Below are 17,538 nucleotides of genomic sequence, written 5' to 3' on the forward strand. Positions count from 1 at the left end.
AGGAGCAGTATGCTGTCCAATGCGGTGCGACGTAAGTTCCTACGCGCCACCATCGGTGGAGCCCTTGCATTGTCACTTACGTTGCCGGCGGGGATCGTACTTGCCGACGAACTGGATGACCGTAAGGAAAAGGTCGAACAGAACATCGACAATCTAGAACAGGATATGGAAGTCCTGGACTCGGACATCGTTGAGACGGATCGAAAGCTGCGAGAGCAGCAAGCGCAGGTTCCGGTGGCAGAAGCGGCCTTGGCAGACGCGCAAAGCCGTGTCTCTAACGCCCAAGCCACTGTCGCAGACCTGACAAACCGGTTGATCAGTGCCCAGGCCACGCGTGACAAGGTCGCTAAGGTGATCGAAGAAAACGCGGCTAAGATTGCCGAAGCCGAGAACACCATGGCGCAGATTGCCTCCGAGGCATATAAGCGCGGGGGAGTCTCTAGCGGACTAGACATGATCCTGAACATGGACTCAGCAACTGCCATGGCCGAAGGCCTCGACATGGCAAATAGGGCCATGGATTCCCAGAACGCGGTTTATAACGATCTGGCGCAGGAGAAAGCAACCGACGAGAGCAACAAACTTCGTCTGGCAGCGGTGGAGGAAGAAATTTCTTCGCTCAAGGGGCAAGCTGAAGAAGCTCTCGCGCAGGAACAAAGCGCTCGCGATGCAGCACAGTCAGCCAAGGATGAACTTAATGCCCTCGTAGCCAGCACCGAATCACTTAGTGCCGAGCTGGAATCCAAAAAGCCACAAATTCAGGCGAAGCTCAAGTCACAAGAGCAGGAATACGCTACGGTCAACCAGCAGATCAAGGAACGCCAAGAGCGACTGATCCGCGAAGAAGCCGAGCGTAAGCGCAAGGCGGAAGAGAAGGCTCGCCAGGAAGCCGAAGCGGAGCGTCAGCGCATCGCCAAAGAAAAGGCAGCTTACGAGGCCGAGCAGGAGCGCAAGGCCGCGGAGGCCAAGCAGAAGCAGCAGATTTATAAGAAGAAGCAATATGTCGCGCCTAAAGCTAAGCCTAAAACCCAATCTCCTTCGGAACCGAGCAGCTGGGGCTTGATCAAGCCAACGAGCAGCTCGCGAATTACTTCCAGCTTCGGCTGGCGTCCAACTCCTGCTGGAACCATTGACTACACGGGCCAAGGCGGATACGTTCACGCGGGCGTTGACTGGGGTTTCGGCGGCCAATGCGGTTCTCCGGTTGTCGCAGCCACCAGCGGCGAAGTTTGGTTCTCAGGATGGGGAGGTTCCTCAGGCAACAAGGTGACCGTCTCGCACGGTGTCGTCAAGGGCAAGGCCCTGGCGACAAACTACCACCACCTGTCGCGTATCGCTGTGAGCAACGGTCAGAACGTCAGTCAGGGCCAAGTCGTTGGGTATGTGGGCACCACGGGCAACTCGACCGGCTGTCACTTGCACTTCGAAACGATCATCAACGGTTCGCACGTGAACCCATTGGGACTTCTCTAACGTTAGACTTGTTCTTTGTGCGCGGGAATCCGCCCGCGACATGCAAGGAGTGTCATGGCTAAGAAGAACCAAGAAGATCGCATTATCGCGAGCAACCGCAAGGCGCGCCACGATTTTGAAATTCTAGATACCTTCGAAGCGGGCATGGTGCTGACCGGGACCGAAGTTAAGTCACTACGTGAAGGTAAAGCTTCGCTGGTGGATGGCTTCGGACAGTTCTACCGCAATGAGCTCTACATTGAGAATTGCTACATTCCGGAGTACCTGAACGGTTCGTGGACTAATCATGCCGCAAGACGTCGTCGCAAGCTCTTGCTGCATCGCGCGGAACTGCTCAAGATTGAACGTAAAATCTCCGAGTCAGGCCTGACGATCGTCCCGCTGAAGTTGTACTTCAAAGAGGGCCGCGCGAAGATTGAAATCGGCGTGGCCAGGGGTAAACGCGAATACGATAAGCGGCAGACGCTGCGCGAACAGCAAGACAACCGCGAAGCACTCCGTGCGATGCGAGAGCGTAATCGCGGTCACGCCTAAGCGTGGGGCGAAACTCGTTGGGTTACCCTCCCAGATTGCGCTATGATTGTTTAACGCACCTTTTGGTGCGGTTGTACCCGGGAAACCGGGACTGACAACAAAATACGGGGATGATCGGTTTCGACGGTGTGAGTCGCGACAGATGAAGCGGGCCGAGGATGCAAAGTTATCTCGTAAACGCTCTTTGCAAAACAATAAGTGCCGACTCAAAGCGCACTGACTTCGCTCTCGCTGCCTAAGCAGCCAGACAGTCCGTAAGCCAGGGGATGCTATCGCCCCTGATACTTACGTCATTTAGATAGCCACTGTAGCCAACGGCCGTTACCGCTGTTGGGTACATATTTTGGTAACTGTGCCCGGATCAACCACATGTTTGCGTGATGGTTGGGGCAGAGAAATTCCGCAGCAAACTGCGCCCGGAGAAGACCTGGCAACACCACATCGGACGGGAGTTCAATTCTCCCCATCTCCACGTATTTTAACCCCGGGATCCTAGTGATCCCGGGGTTTTCTTTTGCCCGATATCTTAAACTGCGCGGGTCTGCTTGTCACCGAGCCGCTGTGGTGGAAGTGGGCACATTCCCTAGGCTTGTGTCACCAGAGGCCCGGGATCTCTGCGCGACTAATCGTAACGCTATTGCTACCATCTTGCGTTGTCAGGATGACGCGTTCCAGTTCAGGCGATTCGTATCCCACCCCCGACATGACTGCTTCGGCAAATGCATGCGCGGCCTGAAGGTTGACCCAGTAGGCGTCCTCGAGCGTGATCACGAGTAAACCTGTCTCCGGTGATTCCCAGTCGATGGTTCCGCGCTGTGGGGTCCAGCCGTTGAATTCCGCGAAACTACGAGCGCCTTGGCCGTTGAGATACTGATTTATTTTCTCGTCCGCCCATTTCTGCGGATCCTCTGGCGTGGTGAGCTCATTGGCGTAGAAGCGCAGTTCGGTGGAAGGGGTATTGGTTTCGGGGCCTTTTTCCAAGGCGGGCATCGTCCGAGGTCCCGGGGTTACTTCGTAGGCCGTGCATCCGGCAAGCAACAGAGCAACCACCAAGGGGAGCGAGGCTAGTTTCTTCACGATTTCTCCAGTCGACGTCGACACGATTGTATCGGGCCGGGACGACCAAAAGGGTCCGGCACTGCAGCGCCTAACTTGATTGCTCGGAAGCGTTTCGGGCGAACGCCTCGGTTTTCAAAACCTATAGCGAATACTCGGGCGGAAATATGTGGCCGCGCAACGTGCGCTGATGGACTGAAATCATGCAGAACTTGGCCATCACCGCCTCAGCAACTACTACTTGTGCAGTAGTTTTAGTTCCTTTAGCCCGAGTAGTATCAACAGTCCAGACGCCGTAGCTTGTCCGTAGAAATGAGTGCACAAGATAGGTAACAAGGCGCCTCGCGAGCGAGTCATGTCGCGGGGTCGCTGTTTAGCACATAGACTTGAACAGAACGGCCAAGCCGACGGCCAGATCGCTGAAACGGAGTGAGATCGAAAACGATGGGTAAAACTGGTTCCCAGCGGGTATCACCGGTAATTTCGGCAATCTATGCTGTGGTCGCATTCCTCCTCGAGGTTGGTTTGCTTTTCGCCGCCGCGCTAGCCGCTATCGCTTTCATTCCGTGGCCGACCATCCCGGCGATCCTCGTGGTTGTGGTGCCGTTGCTGATCATCTGGGCGCTATTCTTCTCGGCCAAGGCAAAGTTTAGGCTCCGCCTCCGCACTCGCTTGATGCTCATTCATCTGATTTATCTAGTCGGTGCTTACGTGCTTTGGCTCAGCGTGGATCATTCATTCACCGATCAGTCACAAATCTGGGCGATTGCAATGCTTTCGCTGACCGGCATCAGCGCAATATTAATTTTGGCTACCGGAGGATTCGTGGTTCCGCACGACCGCCAGAGGCGCGGAACGATCGCCCCGCAACCTGCGCAGGATGCCAAACGCGGCCAAAACCGCGGCCGTCGCGCTGCACGCTAAATTTTCACAGCCAGTAGGCAAGGGCTCGGTCAATCGACCGGGCCCTTGCTCGTATCCACCGGCCATCGTTTAAACGCTGAGAAACCAGCCCAGCCATCCTGCGGCACCGGCAAGCACCAGCGTGCCTAGCAGGAACATGATGGCGCGGGCTCGTCTGACCTCGTAGAGCAGGTGGAACCCGACGAACAAGGTGCTTGCAGTGGTCAGCGAGCCGCAGAACCCGGAAGCCAGCAACCACAATCGGTCGGCGGCAGGTACGGTGCCCGCGAAGTTTTCCTGCGTGAGATCTAGCCCGTGCGCGCGTGCATAACCAAGGACTAATCCCAGCGCGAAGGTGCCGATGATGTTCGCCGTGAGGACTCCCAGCGGCCAGCCGCGCCACCAGCTGCGGGTATCGTCATGGGTGGCAGGCAGTGCTCGGTCAAGAAGGTATCTTCCCACCGCACCGAGTGCCCCAGCCAGCAGCAGAAGCCCGATCATCGGTGGCTCGCTGATGCGGGAACTAGACGCAGGATGACCCGGTGGGTGATGAATACCGCGGCCAGGCATGAGGCGGCGGTCAGCAGCAGATAGCCGAAGTAGCCGGCGGCACTCATCGTAGTGAAGAGCAGCAGCACCGTGGAAAGAGTGGTGAAGGCCCCGCAGAAACCGGTGCCGGCGACCAGCTGGAGCAGCGGAGCCAACGGCCTGCGCGCACCATAGGCGCTCAGCCCGGCCAACGCGGTGCAGCCCAGCACATTGACCAGCAACGTCGAGAAAGCCCACTCGCCCACCGGCAGCAGCATGTCCACAACGACCCGCGCGTAGGCTCCGAGCGCGCCGCCGATGGCTACCGCCAACAGCCCGTAGACGGTTTGCCTGCGGATCACAGGTCCCGGACCCAGATCAGCGACGCCGAGATGTAATCCAAGCCATGCGGAAGATCGATAACGGCTCCGGGGACGAGCCCAAGTTCCTTGGCGCGGCGCAGGAACTGCGGGTCTTCGTCGCTCACCCGGCAGATGACCGCGCGAGAGCCGTCGAAACGGTCCAGGCGTTGTGCATCGCGTGCGGCGAGCACTCCGGCGGCCGAAGGGATCGCATCGCCGTGCGGGTCCACCGCGGGGTGGCCCAGACGGGCGTGCAGCGCGTCGATGAACCGGTCGGTGACGGTGTGCTCGAGCTGTTCGGCCTCGTCATGGACCTCGTCCCAGCCGTAGCCGAGCTCATCGCGCAGGAAGGTTTCCAAAATACGGTGCCGGCGGACCATGCGCAGGGCTTCGCGCCGCCCGACGGCGCTGAGCGAGATGGCTCCACGCGGGATGTGATCGACCAGGCGCTTAACTGCCAGTTTCTGCACCATCGCGGTGGCCGAGGCGGGGGACAAACCCAGCTGGTCGGCCAGCGCTCCGGTGCCCACCGGAGTATCCTCCCACTCGGTGAGCAGGTATAACGCCTTGAGGTAGTCTTCCTCGCTGGTGGTCAGCTTGCGCGGATCAGCTCCGGGCACGGCTAGCCGCGGTTCAGGTAGGGCAGGATCGCGCCGTGCAGCTTCCCGTTGCTGGCCAGCGCATTGCCTCCGTGGCAACCTTCCACGCCGGCGATGCTGGTGAAGCTGCCGCCGGCCTCGCGCACGACGGGGACCAGCGCGGCCATATCGTAGAGTTCCAGCTCCGGCTCGAAGGCGGCATCCACCGCGCCCTCGGCGACCAGCGCGTAGGACAGGAAGTCGCCGTAGCCGCGGGTGCGCCAGGCAGCCTGCAGCAGTTCAAGCAGGTCATCGAGCTTGCCCAGCTCCTTCCAGCCATTCAGCGACGCGTAGGACAGCGAGGAGTCGGATAGCTCCGAGACCTGCGAGACCTGCAAGCGGCGTGCTCCTTCGGTGCCCGGTTCGGTGACAAAAGCCCCTAAGCCGGTGGCCGCATGCCAGCGGCGGGAGAGCGCCGGAGCGGACACGACGCCGAGCACCGGCTCGTCGTCGATGAGCAGCGCGATCAGCGTCGCCCACACCGGCACGCGGCGCACGAAGTTCTTGGTTCCGTCGATCGGGTCGATCACCCAGCGCCGCGACCCGGTGCCGTGCACCCCGAATTCTTCCCCGAGCACCGAATCATCGGGACGATGCGCGGCGATCTCTGCGAGGATCAATTCCTCGGCCCCGCGGTCAGCATCGGAGACCGGGGTCATATCTGGTTTGGTTTCCACCCGCAGGTCGTTCGAACCGTAGCGGGCCAAGGTGAGCGCATCGACCTTGTCGGCCATCGCCAGAGCGAACTGGAGGTCTTGCTGCAAGCTGTATTCGACCATGGTGTGTTGGCGCTAAAGCGCGCCCAGCTCCTTTTCGTGCGTGGTGTCCTCGGTGGTGATCAGTCGGCGGTAGGAGGCCAGCCGGGAGGCGGCGGCCGGAGAGGTTTCCGGGTCCTGCACCCAGGCCTCCAGCGCGCAGCCGGCGGCGTTTGCCTGGTGGTTGCAGCCGCGCGGGCAGCCGGTGGCGATATCCGCAAGCTCCTCGAAAGCGCCCAGGATATTGTCCGGATCCACCAGCCCGAGCCCGAAGGACCGGATGCCGGGGGTGTCGATCAGCCAGCCGCCGGCTGCTTCGCCCAAGCGCAGCGCCAACGCATTCGATGAGGTGTGCCGGCCGCGGCCGGTCACCGAGTTGACCTGGCCGGTGGCGCGGGTGGAACCGGTCAGCGCGTTGACCAGCGTGGATTTGCCCACTCCAGAATGGCCGAGCACCACCGACACGCAGCCCGAAAGCAGTTCTTCGAGTTCGTGCAGCGCGCCGACCGCGAGCCGGGCGCTGGATCCGTCGGCACCGCGCGCATCCACCCCGGTGGCTTCATCCCCGGTGGTGCGCGAGATAACCACCGGCAGCGCCAGCCCCTCGTAGTGGCCCAGGAATTCGGTCGGGTCCTTCACATCGGCCTTGGTCACGCAGAGCACCGGCTGGATGCCCGCGTCATAGGCGGCTACCAGTGCGCGGTCCACAAAGCCGGTGCGCGGCTCGGGATTGGCGGCGGCGACCACGATGACGAGCTTGTCCACATTCGCCACCACCACCCGCGCGGTCGCGTCGGTGTCATCGGCGCTGCGGCGCAGCAGCGTGGTGCGTTCCTCGATGCGCACCAGCCGTGCGAGGGTGTCCGGCTTGCCGCTGGTGTCGCCGACCAGCGCTACCTGATCCCCGGGCACGACCGCCTGGCGGCGCAGCTCGCGGGCGCGCGCGGCGACCACGATCCGCTCCTTGGGGGTGTCCTCGTCCAGAATCGCCGTGTAGCGGCCGCGGTCCACGGTGATGATGCGCCCGATGACCGCCTGCTCGTAGGCCGGTCGCTCTTTGGTGCGCGGGCGCGTGCCCTTCTTATTGGGCCGGACCCGCACCGTGAAATCGTCGTAGTCGCTGTAGCTCATCAGCCTGCCTCGCCCGGTGCGCCCGGCGCGGCGGTGCGCGCCATCTGCGCCCAGAGCTGCGGGAAGTCGGGCATGGTTTTCGCGGTGGTGGCGATGTTCTCCACGCGCACCCCGTCGATGGCCAGACCCAGCAGCGCCCCTGCGGTGGCCATCCGGTGGTCCTCATAGCTGTGCAGATCCGCCGCCTGTAGCACGCCGGGCTCGATGCGCAGCCCATCCTCGGTGGCGCTCACCCGGGCGCCCACCTTGGACAGTTCGGTTTCCAGAGCGGCGAGCCGGTCGGTTTCGTGCCCGCGTAGGTGCCCGATGCCGTGCAGCGTGCTCGGCGCATCGGCCAGCACGCACAGCGCCGCCAGGGTGGGAGCCAGCTCGGAGGCGTCCGCGAAGTCGATGCCGCGGATGGTCCCGGAACCGCGCACCGAAAGCACCCCCGCGTCGGAACGCGAGACCTCGGCGCCCATGGCGGAGAGAATCTGCACCCACTTACCGCCGACCTGGGTGGTATGTTCGGGCCAGAAGGGCACCCGCACGGTGCCCGCGGTGGCCAGCGCCGCGGCCAGGAATGGTCCGGCGTTCGAGAGATCCGGTTCCACGGTGACGGTGAAGCCGGCGATGGCCCCGGGGGCGATCTTCCAGCCGCGGCCGTCGGCGTCCACCGAGAGGCCAACGCCCAGTTCGCGCAGCGTCGCCACGGTCATCAGGATGTGGTCGGGGCTGGCGATATGCCCGTCGGCGGCCCGCAGGTGCAGCCCGCCGGGCAGCGCGTGCCCGATGAGCAGCATCGCGGAAATGAATTGGGAGCTGCTCGAAGCGTCGATGGTGACCGAGTCGCGCGCGGCCACCGTGGAGGCATCCATGGTGAAGGGCAGCATCGAGGGCTGCTCATCGAAGGCGAAGTCGACTCCGAGCGCGGCCAGGGCGTCCAGCACCGGGGCCATCGGACGCACCCGGGCGGCCGGATCCCCGTCGAAGTGGACCTTCGCCCCGGTGACCGCCGCCAGCGCGGGCACAAATCGCATGACGGTGCCGGCCAGCCCGCAGTCCACGCGCAAGGTCCCGGTGCCCGAGGTTCCGCCGGGGGTGAGCACCACCGTGGTGGAGCCGTCCTCCTGCTCGGTTCGCTGAACGCGCACGCCGAACTGCTCCAGGGCGCGCAGCATCAGTTCGGTATCGCGGCTGATCAGCGTGTTATGGATCGTGGAGGGGGAATCTGCCAGCGCAGCCAACACCAGATACCGGTTGGTCAACGATTTCGACGCCGGAACGCTCACCGTCGCATCCAGCGCTCCGGAGGCAAAAGGTGCCTCCCACCAGTTCAGCTCGCTCCCATGAGTGCTCACAGAGATAATCGCACTTCCTTCAAATCAGCCGTCGGACTCTTGGCACAATTCTAGCCGAGTGCGCCGCGGGAATAACCGCGCAGCCACCGCGGTTGAGATAAGTGTGACGACGATTGAAGGCATTCAGACGAAGCAGGCGGCTCGACCTGGTGTGAGCCGCGCCCTGTCCAGCCATCGGGCCAAGCGCGTAGACTCAGTGGTGATGACTGATAACACCGTGGAGACGGACTTGCCCGATGTGAGCAAGGAGACCGATCAACAACGTCGCGAGCGCTTCGAACGCGACGCGCTCGGCTATGTCGACCAGCTGTATTCCGCTGCGCTGCGCATGGCACGCAACCCCTCGGATGCCGAAGATCTGGTGCAGGAGGCTTTCACGAAGGCCTACTCGGCATTCCACCAGTACAAGCCCGGCACGAACCTGAAGGCCTGGCTTTACCGGATCCTGACGAACACCTACATCAACCTGTACCGCAAACGGCAGCGCGAGCCGCAACGCACCTCTACCGACACGGTCGAGGACTGGCAGATGGCCGCCGCGATGGAGCACTCCTCCACCGGGTTGCGCTCCGCTGAGGCCGAGGCCTTGGACCACCTGCCCGACTCCGATGTGAAGGCTGCCTTGCAGTCCATCGGCGAAGACTTCAGGATGGCCGTGTACTTCGTGGACGTCGAAGGCTTCAGCTACAAGGAAGCGGCGGAAATCCTCGGGGTGCCGATCGGCACGGTGATGTCGCGGTTGCATCGCGGACGCAAGTCGTTGCGTGAACTACTAGCAGATTATGCGACCGACCGGGGAATCAATACGGCGGGCAGCAAAGCCAAGGCCACAGCGAAGAAAGCAGAGAAGTAGCGATGGACTGTAATTCATTGGGGGATTGCGCCGATGACCGGATGGTACGCATCTATGAGTACCTGGACGGCGCGCTGACGCTGAACGACCTCAAAGACGTCAAAGCGCACTTGGAGCACTGCCCGGAATGCACCGAGCAGTACGACCTGGAATGCATCATCCGATCCGTGGTGCGCCGCAGCTGCCAGGAGCATGCCCCGCAGCAGTTGAAGGCCAACATCATTACGCGCATTTCGCAGATCCGGATCGAATCAGGACACTGATTTTTCACGCTTTCGATGCCAGCGCCAGGCATGAGCGCCCAAGGGCATAAAAGAACCCCGTAGCATTCGAAGTTTTTTTCGAATGCTACGGGGTTCTTTTTATTCGCATCGCTTAGCTGTTTGGGCGTTTGCCGTGGTTGGCACCGCCACGCTTGCGATCTTTGCGCTTACGCGAACGCTTCGACATGGTGACTCCTTTGCGGGATCAATAATGGTCTTCCCGATTGCTCGGGCCGGCTAATAGTCTTTCACACTCTCATGTGATTTCCCTAACCAGAGGGCTAGGCCCGCGATTCGCCGGCCGACGGTTTAGCTGGCGTCGGGTTCGGGCAGATCCAGCCAGGAGTACCAGCCGCGGTGCAGCACCAACCAGGCCATCAGCCCGTAGCCTGCCTGCCCGGGCACTCCGCCGGAGGCAGTCAGGTCGCTGCGCCACTGCGAATGCGCCCGCAACGGGGTGAAGGTGTCGATGTAGTGGTGGTTGCGGCGCAGGGCCACATCCGAGTAGACCCGGTTCAATTCCGCGACGCGCTCATTGCGCGCGTCATCCAAGCCGGGGGCCGGACCGACGAGCAATGCTTTGATGTTCATCTGCGAGGCCGAATCGAGAATATTCGCCAGGTTCAGCCGGCTGCGTGCGGTGGTCAGCCCGAGGTCGACGTCTCGATCGGAGAGCGCGATGACCAGACGGTTTTCCACCTGATCGCCGAAACGGCGGGAGGCTTCGCCCATCCAGCGTTCGGCAAGGGCCTCGGAGCCTTCGGCGGGGCTTGCCAGCACGAAGGACTGCAGGCGCAAGGCCGGGTCCTGGGTACGGGCCATCACGCGGCCGAACCAGCCCAGCGCGCGCGGGTCGCCATGTCCTGCAAGTAGCTCATCGCCGATGGCGGTGATGCGGATGGTGCGAAACTCCAACTTGGCGACCTTTCGTTGGGAAATCTGAATCTTTGTCAACCTTAGCAGTGTTGACTTGCCGGATCGGGGAGGACAAGGCGGGTTAAATGCCACAGCCGGCGAACCTGACTCCGTGCTCACGGGGTCAGGTTCGCCGGCTGCGCGCCGCTTAGCCGAGCGTGTCGGCTAGCGGGCGAAGGCCTGCTTCAGCAGTACAGCCGCTTCGGCGTCGTGACGCTTCGCGGTACCCGCAGAGGTCGCGGCCGAGGCCGGACGCGAGACCAAGGTGACCTTCTTCTCCAGCTCCGGGGCGACGTACAGGCCGAAGAACGGCCATGGACCCTGGTTGGCTGGTTCGTCCTGAACCCACGAAACCGTGGCGTTCGGGTACTTGGCCAGCTCGGCAGCGATCTGCTCGGCCGGAGCCGGGTAGAGCTGCTCGACGCGGACGATCGCGACCTTCTCGTCTTGCGCCTTGGTGCGCGCAGCGAGCAGATCGTAGTACAGGCGACCGGAAACCAGCAGCACCTTCTCCACGGCATCCGCGTTGGCGATCGACTTGTCGCCGATGACCTCTTGGAAGCCGCCGGTGGTGAAGTCCTCCACGGAAGTTGCAGCCGCCTTCAGGCGAAGCAGCTGCTTCGGGGTGAAGACGATCAGCGGCTTGCGTGGTCGGGCGTAGGCCTGGCGGCGCAGCAGGTGGAAGTGGTTTGCACCGTTCGATGGCTGCGCGACCACCATGTTGTTCTCCGCGCACATCTGCAAGAAGCGTTCGATGCGTGCCGAGGAGTGGTCCGGACCCTGTCCTTCGTAGCCGTGCGGCAGCAGCATCACCAAGGAAGAGGACTGCGACCACTTCTGCTCGGCCGAGGAGATGAACTCATCGATCACGGTCTGCGCGCCGTTGACGAAGTCGCCGAACTGCGCTTCCCATAGGACCAATGCATCCGGGCGCTCCACCGAGTAGCCGTATTCGAAGCCGAGGGCCGCGTATTCGGAGAGCAGCGAGTCGTAGATCCACAGCGGGGCCTGGTCATCGCTCAGGTGGTGCAGCGGGTACCACTCGTTGTCGTTCTCGCGGTCGTGGAAGACCGAGTGGCGCTGCACGAAGGTGCCGCGGCGCGAGTCCTGGCCTGCCAGGCGAACCGGCACGCCTTCCATGGACAGCGAACCGAGGGCCGCCAGCTCGGCGAAGCCCCAGTCGATGCCGCCTTCGCGGGACATCTTCTCGCGGCGCTCCAGCAATGCCTTGAGCTTGGTGTGCATGGTGAAGTCTTCGGGCACCGCCAGGTGGGCAGCGCCGATCTTCGCCAGAGTGGACTCGGTGATGGCCGATCCGCGGGCGCCATCGACGGTGTTCTCGTCGGCGGCCTGCGCGAAAGGCTTCTCCAAATCGTTGATGGTCGAGCCCGGGGTGATGATCGGGATCGGGGAGGTCTGGGCGGCATGCGTCTCGGAGAAGATGCGCTCCAGGTTCTCCTTGTATTCGGCCAACACGTTCTCGGCTTCTTCCGCGGTGATGTCTCCGCGGCCGACGAGGGCCTCGGTGTACAGCTTGCGGGTGGAGCGCTTCGCCTCGATCAGGTTGTACATGATCGGCTGGGTCATCGAGGGATCGTCGCCCTCGTTGTGGCCGCGGCGGCGGTAGCAGATGAGGTCGATGACGACATCCTTGCCGAACTTCTGGCGGTATTCGAAGGCCATCTGGCCTACGTGCACCACTGCCTCCGGGTCATCCCCGTTGACGTGGAAGATCGGTGCCTGCACGGTGCGTGCCACGTCGGTGGCGTACACCGACGAGCGTGAAGAGCTCGGAGCGGTGGTGAAGCCGATCTGGTTGTTCACGATCACGTGCACGGTGCCGCCGGTCTTGTAGCCGGGCAGCTGGCTCATCGCGAGCACCTCGGAGACGACGCCCTGGCCGGCGAAGGCCGCGTCGCCGTGCACCAGGATCGGCAGCACGTTGTTCTTCGAGCCCATGCGGTCCAGCTTTGCGCGGGTGATGCCCTCAAGCACCGGATCCACGGCTTCCAGGTGCGACGGGTTCGCAGCCAAGTAGACCTTGGTCTGGTTTCCGGCGTCCGAGGTGTAGGAACCCTCGGTGCCCAGGTGGTACTTCACGTCGCCCGACCCCTGGACGGAGCCCGGGGTTGCGGTGCCTTCGAATTCGCGGAAGACCTGTGCGTAGGTCTTGCCGGCGATGTTGGTCAGCACGTTCAAGCGGCCTCGGTGCGCCATGCCGATGGCAACCTCGTCCAGCTGCTCGTCGGCGGCATCGGAGATGATCGCATCCAGCAATGGAATCAGCGACTCGCCGCCTTCCAGCGAGAAGCGCTTCTGGCCGACGAACTTGGTCTGCAGGAAGGTTTCGAAGGCCTCGGCGGCGTTCAGCTTGCTCAGGATGCGCAGCTGCTCGTCGCGGGTTGGCTTCGCGTAGCCGGACTCCAGCTTCGCCTGGAACCACTCGCGCTCCACCGGGTTCTGCAGGTGCATGTATTCGGTGCCGGTGGTGCGGCAGTAGGCGTCACGCAGGATGCCCAGAACATCGCGCAGCAGTGCGCGGTTCTTGCCGCCCAGCCCGCCGGCAACCCATTCGCGATCCAGATCCCACAGGGTCAGCCCATAGGTCTGAATGTCGAGGTCCGGGTGCTTGCGCTGGACGTATTCCAGCGGGTTGGTGTCGGCCATCAGGTGGCCGCGCACGCGGTAGGAGTTGATCAGGTGCTGGATGCGAGCGACCTTGTTGACCGCCAGGTCGACGTCGACCTGGTTGTCGATGGCCCAGCGCACCGGCTCGTAAGGGATGCGCAGCTGCTCGAAGATCTCATCGTAGAAGCCCTGCTCGCCGAGCAGAAGCGCTTCGATCAGCTTCAGGAATTCGCCCGAACCAGCACCCTGGATGACGCGGTGGTCATAGGTGGAAGTCAGCGTGATGTGCTTGCCGATGCCCAGGGACGCGACGGTCTTCTCGGAAGATCCGCGGTACTCGGCAGGATATTCCAGCGCGCCCACACCGATGATCGCGGCCTGGCCCTTGGACAGGCGCGGCACCGAGTGCACGGTGCCGATGCCACCTGGGTTGGTCAGCGACACGGTGGTGCCGGAGTAATCGTCGGCGGTCAGCTTGTTATTGCGAGCGCGTTTGATCAGGTCTTCGTAGGTGGCCCAGAACTCGTTGAAGCTCAGGGTCTCGGCGACCTTGATATTCGGTACCGCCAGCATGCGCGAGCCGTCCGGCTTTGGCATATCGATCGCGATGCCGAAGTTCACGTGAGCCGGCTGGATGGCGGTCGGCTTGTTGTCGATCACATCGTAGGTGACGTTCATCGATGGGATCTGCTTCAGCGCGCGAATCACGGCGAAGCCGATCAGGTGGGTGAAGGAGATCTTGCCGCCGCGGGCACGCTTGAGGTGGTTGTTGATGACGATGCGGTTATCGATCATCACCTTGGCCGGAACCGCGCGCACGGTGGTGGCCGTTGGCACGGTGAGGCTGGCATCCATATTGGTTGCGATGGCCTTCATTGGCCCACGCAATGGGGTGCGCTTCTCCTCGCCGTACAGCTCGGTCGAAGGCGTTGCCTTCGGAGCCTGGGCTGGAATTGGAGCAGTCTTCGGAGCTGCATCCTTTGCTGCTGGCTCAGCCTTGGCCGCGGCTGGCGCAGCTGCGGGAGCCGGTTCGGTGCTGCGCGCCGCGGCCGCGGCGCGAGGTGCGCCCTGGCCGGTGGCTGCAGGAGCAGGTTTAGCCGCTGCCGCCGGCGGTGCGCTCTGCGCGGTCTTAGCCGCGGGTGCTGCCGGTGCGTTGTTTTCGGTGGTGAGGGATTCGAAAATGTCCCACCATTTCTTATCGACCGAGTTCTTATCGACGAGATACTGCTGATACAGCTCGTCTACTAGCCACTCGTTTCCACCAAACTCTTCAGTAAGTCGGTGGTGTGCTTGCTCTGGCACGTGCAACGCCTCTTCCCTGATTTCTACGTTGTTCTAGCTTGAGCCGGTGGTAGCCCGAGGACGTGAATAATGGCCACCGATACTCACAAGATTTCTAGATCTGCGCCCCAGTCTAGTGACTTTCTGACCGGTTTTGCCACGAGTCGTCAGGAATATCACGAAAGTGGCGCTTAACACTGCCCATTTAACATATTTCCCATGCCGCTGGTCGTGCGCGTGTGGCTATTGTGCGCGAAGCGGGATCGTTCGATAGAATAAATCGCACTATGGAATCTCATTCTCCTAGCCGGTCCGCCGCCCGTGGGCGCAGCACCGGCCATCCTTGCCATCGTCCGGAAGGCTCCGCCTCTCAATTGGAGCCTTCTAGTTGCCGCTTACGGCAAATTAGACGCAACCTCACCCATCCAGTCCAGGGGCGTGGCTAAACGCCCATGGAATGGATCTACATACTTTTTGGGTTCCTGCTGATTCTGGGAACCGGCTTCTTCGTGGCCGTGGAATTCTCCCTCGTTGCCCTCGATAAAAGCACTGTTCAACAGGCCATCGATCGCGGCGAACGCGGTTCCAAAGCGCTCCTGCAGTGCCTGACCTCGCTCTCCACCCAGCTTTCCAGCTGCCAGTTGGGCATCACCCTGACCACCCTGCTCACCGGTTATGTGCTTGAACCGGCGATGAGCAAGCTCTTGGCTCCGGTCCTGGAAAACCTCGGCGTGGTGGGAGCAAGCTCCACGGCCATCTCGGTGGTCATCTCGATGGTGATCGCCACGCTGCTGTCGATGCTGATCGGTGAACTGGTGCCCAAGAACCTGGCTATCGCCAAGGCCATGGCCGTGGGCAAGGCGCTGGCCCGCCCGCAGCTGATCTTCACCGCCATCTTCAAGCCTGCCATCGTGGTGCTCAACGGTTTTTCGAACTCGGTGCTGCGCAAGTTCTTCGGGCTGGAAGCCAAGGAAGAAATTTCGGCGGCCCGCAGCGCCCAGGAGCTCGCCTCGCTGGTGCGCCGCTCGGCCGAACTCGGCACCCTGGACATCCAGACCGCGCGCTTTGTGGAATCGACTATCGAATTCTCCGAACGCACCGCGGCGGATGTGATGACTCCGCGCACCTCGATGTCCACCATCGAGTCCGAGGCGGCATTGTCCGAACTGATCCTGATGAGCGCGGACACCGGGTTCTCCCGGTTCCCGGTGACCGAGGGATCCAGTGATGACATCCAGGGCATCTGCCACGTCAAGGCGGTGGTCTCGGTGCCGCGCGAACGCCGCGCGGCGCTGCAGGTCGGCGAATTTGCGCGCGATGCGCTCTACGTGCCGGAAACCATCCACTTGGATGTGCTGCTTGAGCAGCTGCGCGCCGCGGAATTCCAGGTGGCCATCGTGATGGACGAGTACGGCGGAACCGCCGGGCTGGTCACCTTGGAGGACCTGGTCGAAGAGATCGTCGGCGAAGTCTCTGATGAGCACGACGAGGACGAGGAGGAGGCGGTCACCCAGCCGGACGGCAACTGGCTGTTCCCCGGCATGTACCGCCCGGACCAGGTCAACGAGCACTTCGCCAGCGATGTCATCGCCGACGACTCGGCCTACGACACCATCGGCGGGTTCATGCTCTCCGAGCTGGGGCGTCTGGCCGAGCTGAACGACATAGTGCAAACCGAAGCGGGAATTTTCACGGTGACCGAGCTCGATGGCCGCCGGATCGCCCAGGTGCGCTTCGAACCTGCAGCGCACACCAAGGAGGGCACCAATGAGTGATTTCATCGGGCTGGCCTGGCTGGTCGTGCTGCTGGCGGTTAATGCGTTTTTCGTCGCCGGCGAATTTGCGGTCATGTCCGCGCGCCGCTCGCAGATCGAGCCGCTGGCCGACGAGGGCAACAAGCGGGCGAAGATTGCGCTGTACGCGATGGAGCACGTCTCCATCATGCTCGCGGTCTGCCAGCTGGGCATCACCGTCTGCTCGCTGCTGATCCTGAACATCTCCGAACCAGCGCTGCACCACCTGCTGGAGGTGCCGATGACGGCGCTGGGCATGCCGGAGCAAATCGCGGACACCGCGGCATTCCTGATCGCGCTGGTGCTGGTGACCTTCCTGCACGTGACCTTCGGCGAGATGGTGCCGAAGAACATCTCGGTCTCCGTGGCCGACAAGGCGGTGCTGGTGCTGGCCATGCCGCTGGTGGGCGTGGCCAAGGTGCTCAAGCCGATCATCTCGATGCTCAACGGGGCGGCGAACCTGTTCCTGAAGCTCTTCGGCGTCGAACCGCAGGACGAGGTGACCAGCTCCTATACCGCCGCGGAGGTCCGCTCGATCATCGACACCTCCTCCCAGGAGGGCACGCTGCGCAACGAGCACGCATTGCGGCTGACCAAGGCGCTGGAGTTCTCCACCGTCACGGCCGCCTCCTGCATGGTGGAGGTCAAGGACCTGTTCACCCTGGAGTGGGGGCAGACCACCGCGCGCGAATTCGAGAAGAAGGTCGGCAAGACCGGCTACTCGCGCATGCTGATCACCCGCGAGGAGGTGCCGGTGGGCTACTGGCACGTCAAGGACGTGATGCTGATCGACGATGCGCATTCCACCGCTCCGCTGCGCGACCTGCCCCTGCACCCGCTGGGATTGGTCAAGCAGGACGCCGAAATCGAGGAGGCGCTGGAGAGCATGCGCCAGGAGGGCAACCACCTCTCGGCCGTGGTCGACGAGGCGGGGCGCACCATCGGCGTGCTGTTCCTGGAGGACATCATCGAGGTGCTGGTCGGCGAGATCAGCGACTCGACGCAGAAGCGCCACGCACCGCCGAGCAAGGCAAACGGCAATTAGCCTCACAGTCGAACGCGTAATGCGAACCAGTCGCAACTGG

17 protein-coding genes and 1 other RNA gene are annotated in these 17,538 nt (G+C 62.5%); 8 read left to right on the forward strand and 10 right to left on the reverse strand.

What is annotated here, in order from left to right; translation table 11 throughout:
• The first annotated feature begins 9 nt into the window (after window positions 1-9).
• From LG294_RS05795 to ssrA, 3 genes are all read left to right on the forward strand, one after another.
• Window positions 10-1,473: a peptidoglycan DD-metalloendopeptidase family protein gene (locus tag LG294_RS05795; RefSeq protein ID WP_404290385.1), complete on the forward strand. Its 1,464-nt coding sequence runs from the start codon at window positions 10-12 to the stop codon at window positions 1,471-1,473.
• Window positions 1,474-1,527: 54 nt separating this feature from the next.
• Entirely contained in the window at window positions 1,528-2,007 is a 480-nt protein-coding gene (gene smpB, locus LG294_RS05800) for an SsrA-binding protein SmpB (RefSeq protein ID WP_404290387.1), read from the forward strand.
• Window positions 2,008-2,113: 106 nt separating this feature from the next.
• Window positions 2,114-2,482, forward strand: a transfer-messenger RNA (tmRNA) gene (gene ssrA / locus LG294_RS05805).
• A gap of 119 nt (window positions 2,483-2,601) precedes the next feature.
• Here ssrA and LG294_RS05810 read toward each other — a convergent pair.
• Entirely contained in the window at window positions 2,602-3,084 is a 483-nt protein-coding gene (locus LG294_RS05810) for a hypothetical protein (RefSeq protein ID WP_404290389.1), read from the reverse strand.
• Window positions 3,085-3,507: 423 nt separating this feature from the next.
• Between LG294_RS05810 and LG294_RS05815 the strand changes: the two genes are divergently transcribed.
• Window positions 3,508-3,987, forward strand: coding sequence for a DUF2568 domain-containing protein (locus LG294_RS05815; RefSeq protein WP_404290391.1), 480 nt, complete (start codon window positions 3,508-3,510; stop codon window positions 3,985-3,987).
• Window positions 3,988-4,056: 69 nt separating this feature from the next.
• Here LG294_RS05815 and LG294_RS05820 read toward each other — a convergent pair whose 3' ends face one another.
• The 6 genes from LG294_RS05820 to aroA are packed head-to-tail and all read right to left on the reverse strand — an operon-like array spanning window position 4,057 to window position 8,720.
• Complete coding sequence (locus LG294_RS05820; RefSeq protein ID WP_404290393.1) at window positions 4,057-4,467, reverse strand: fluoride efflux transporter FluC; 411 nt, start codon at window positions 4,465-4,467, stop codon at window positions 4,057-4,059.
• Window positions 4,464-4,856: a CrcB family protein gene (locus LG294_RS05825; RefSeq protein ID WP_404290395.1), complete on the reverse strand. Its 393-nt coding sequence runs from the start codon at window positions 4,854-4,856 to the stop codon at window positions 4,464-4,466. The genes LG294_RS05820 and LG294_RS05825 overlap by 4 nt, the downstream gene beginning before the upstream one ends.
• Window positions 4,853-5,476 (reverse strand): metal-dependent transcriptional regulator, encoded by a 624-nt coding sequence (locus LG294_RS05830; protein ID WP_404290397.1) that lies wholly within the window; start codon window positions 5,474-5,476, stop codon window positions 4,853-4,855. The genes LG294_RS05825 and LG294_RS05830 overlap by 4 nt, the downstream gene beginning before the upstream one ends.
• Before the next feature lie 2 nt (window positions 5,477-5,478).
• Complete coding sequence (locus LG294_RS05835; RefSeq protein WP_404290399.1) at window positions 5,479-6,273, reverse strand: inositol monophosphatase family protein; 795 nt, start codon at window positions 6,271-6,273, stop codon at window positions 5,479-5,481.
• A 12-nt stretch (window positions 6,274-6,285) separates the two neighbouring features.
• The gene (locus tag LG294_RS05840; protein WP_404290401.1) at window positions 6,286-7,380 is read right to left on the reverse strand and encodes a ribosome small subunit-dependent GTPase A; all 1,095 of its coding nucleotides are present in this window, start codon (window positions 7,378-7,380) and stop codon (window positions 6,286-6,288) included.
• Window positions 7,380-8,720 carry a 3-phosphoshikimate 1-carboxyvinyltransferase gene (aroA, locus tag LG294_RS05845; RefSeq protein ID WP_404290403.1) on the reverse strand — a complete coding sequence of 447 codons (1,341 nt, stop codon included), beginning with the start codon at window positions 8,718-8,720 and terminating at the stop codon, window positions 7,380-7,382. The genes LG294_RS05840 and aroA overlap by 1 nt, the downstream gene beginning before the upstream one ends.
• A gap of 202 nt (window positions 8,721-8,922) precedes the next feature.
• Between aroA and LG294_RS05850 the strand changes: the two genes are divergently transcribed.
• Both LG294_RS05850 and rsrA read left to right on the forward strand, forming a co-directional pair.
• Window positions 8,923-9,573 (forward strand): sigma-70 family RNA polymerase sigma factor, encoded by a 651-nt coding sequence (locus LG294_RS05850; RefSeq protein ID WP_404290405.1) that lies wholly within the window; start codon window positions 8,923-8,925, stop codon window positions 9,571-9,573.
• 2 nt (window positions 9,574-9,575) lie between these two features.
• Window positions 9,576-9,836 carry a mycothiol system anti-sigma-R factor gene (gene rsrA / locus LG294_RS05855; RefSeq protein WP_404290407.1) on the forward strand — a complete coding sequence of 87 codons (261 nt, stop codon included), beginning with the start codon at window positions 9,576-9,578 and terminating at the stop codon, window positions 9,834-9,836.
• Between the two features lie 112 nt (window positions 9,837-9,948).
• Here the strand turns inward: rsrA and LG294_RS05860 are convergent, their stop codons facing one another.
• The 3 genes from LG294_RS05860 to LG294_RS05870 all read right to left on the reverse strand — a co-directional run bounded on the left by LG294_RS05860 (window position 9,949) and on the right by LG294_RS05870 (window position 14,681).
• Window positions 9,949-10,023 carry a 50S ribosomal protein bL37 gene (locus tag LG294_RS05860; protein WP_374954809.1) on the reverse strand — a complete coding sequence of 25 codons (75 nt, stop codon included), beginning with the start codon at window positions 10,021-10,023 and terminating at the stop codon, window positions 9,949-9,951.
• A gap of 122 nt (window positions 10,024-10,145) precedes the next feature.
• Window positions 10,146-10,751 (reverse strand): GDSL-type esterase/lipase family protein, encoded by a 606-nt coding sequence (locus LG294_RS05865; RefSeq protein ID WP_404291658.1) that lies wholly within the window; start codon window positions 10,749-10,751, stop codon window positions 10,146-10,148.
• Between the two features lie 165 nt (window positions 10,752-10,916).
• The gene (locus LG294_RS05870; protein ID WP_404290409.1) at window positions 10,917-14,681 is read right to left on the reverse strand and encodes a multifunctional oxoglutarate decarboxylase/oxoglutarate dehydrogenase thiamine pyrophosphate-binding subunit/dihydrolipoyllysine-residue succinyltransferase subunit; all 3,765 of its coding nucleotides are present in this window, start codon (window positions 14,679-14,681) and stop codon (window positions 10,917-10,919) included.
• A gap of 431 nt (window positions 14,682-15,112) precedes the next feature.
• Between LG294_RS05870 and LG294_RS05875 the strand changes: the two genes are divergently transcribed.
• Both LG294_RS05875 and LG294_RS05880 read left to right on the forward strand, forming a co-directional pair.
• Window positions 15,113-16,435, forward strand: coding sequence for a hemolysin family protein (locus LG294_RS05875; protein ID WP_404290411.1), 1,323 nt, complete (start codon window positions 15,113-15,115; stop codon window positions 16,433-16,435).
• Window positions 16,428-17,498 (forward strand): hemolysin family protein, encoded by a 1,071-nt coding sequence (locus tag LG294_RS05880; protein WP_404290413.1) that lies wholly within the window; start codon window positions 16,428-16,430, stop codon window positions 17,496-17,498. Before LG294_RS05875 ends, LG294_RS05880 begins: the two co-directional genes overlap by 8 nt.
• The last annotated feature ends 40 nt before the right edge of the window (window positions 17,499-17,538 follow it).

This window comes from Glutamicibacter arilaitensis (assembly GCF_044793945.1).
In the GTDB taxonomy this organism is placed as follows: Bacteria; Actinomycetota; Actinomycetes; order Actinomycetales; family Micrococcaceae; genus Glutamicibacter; species Glutamicibacter arilaitensis_B.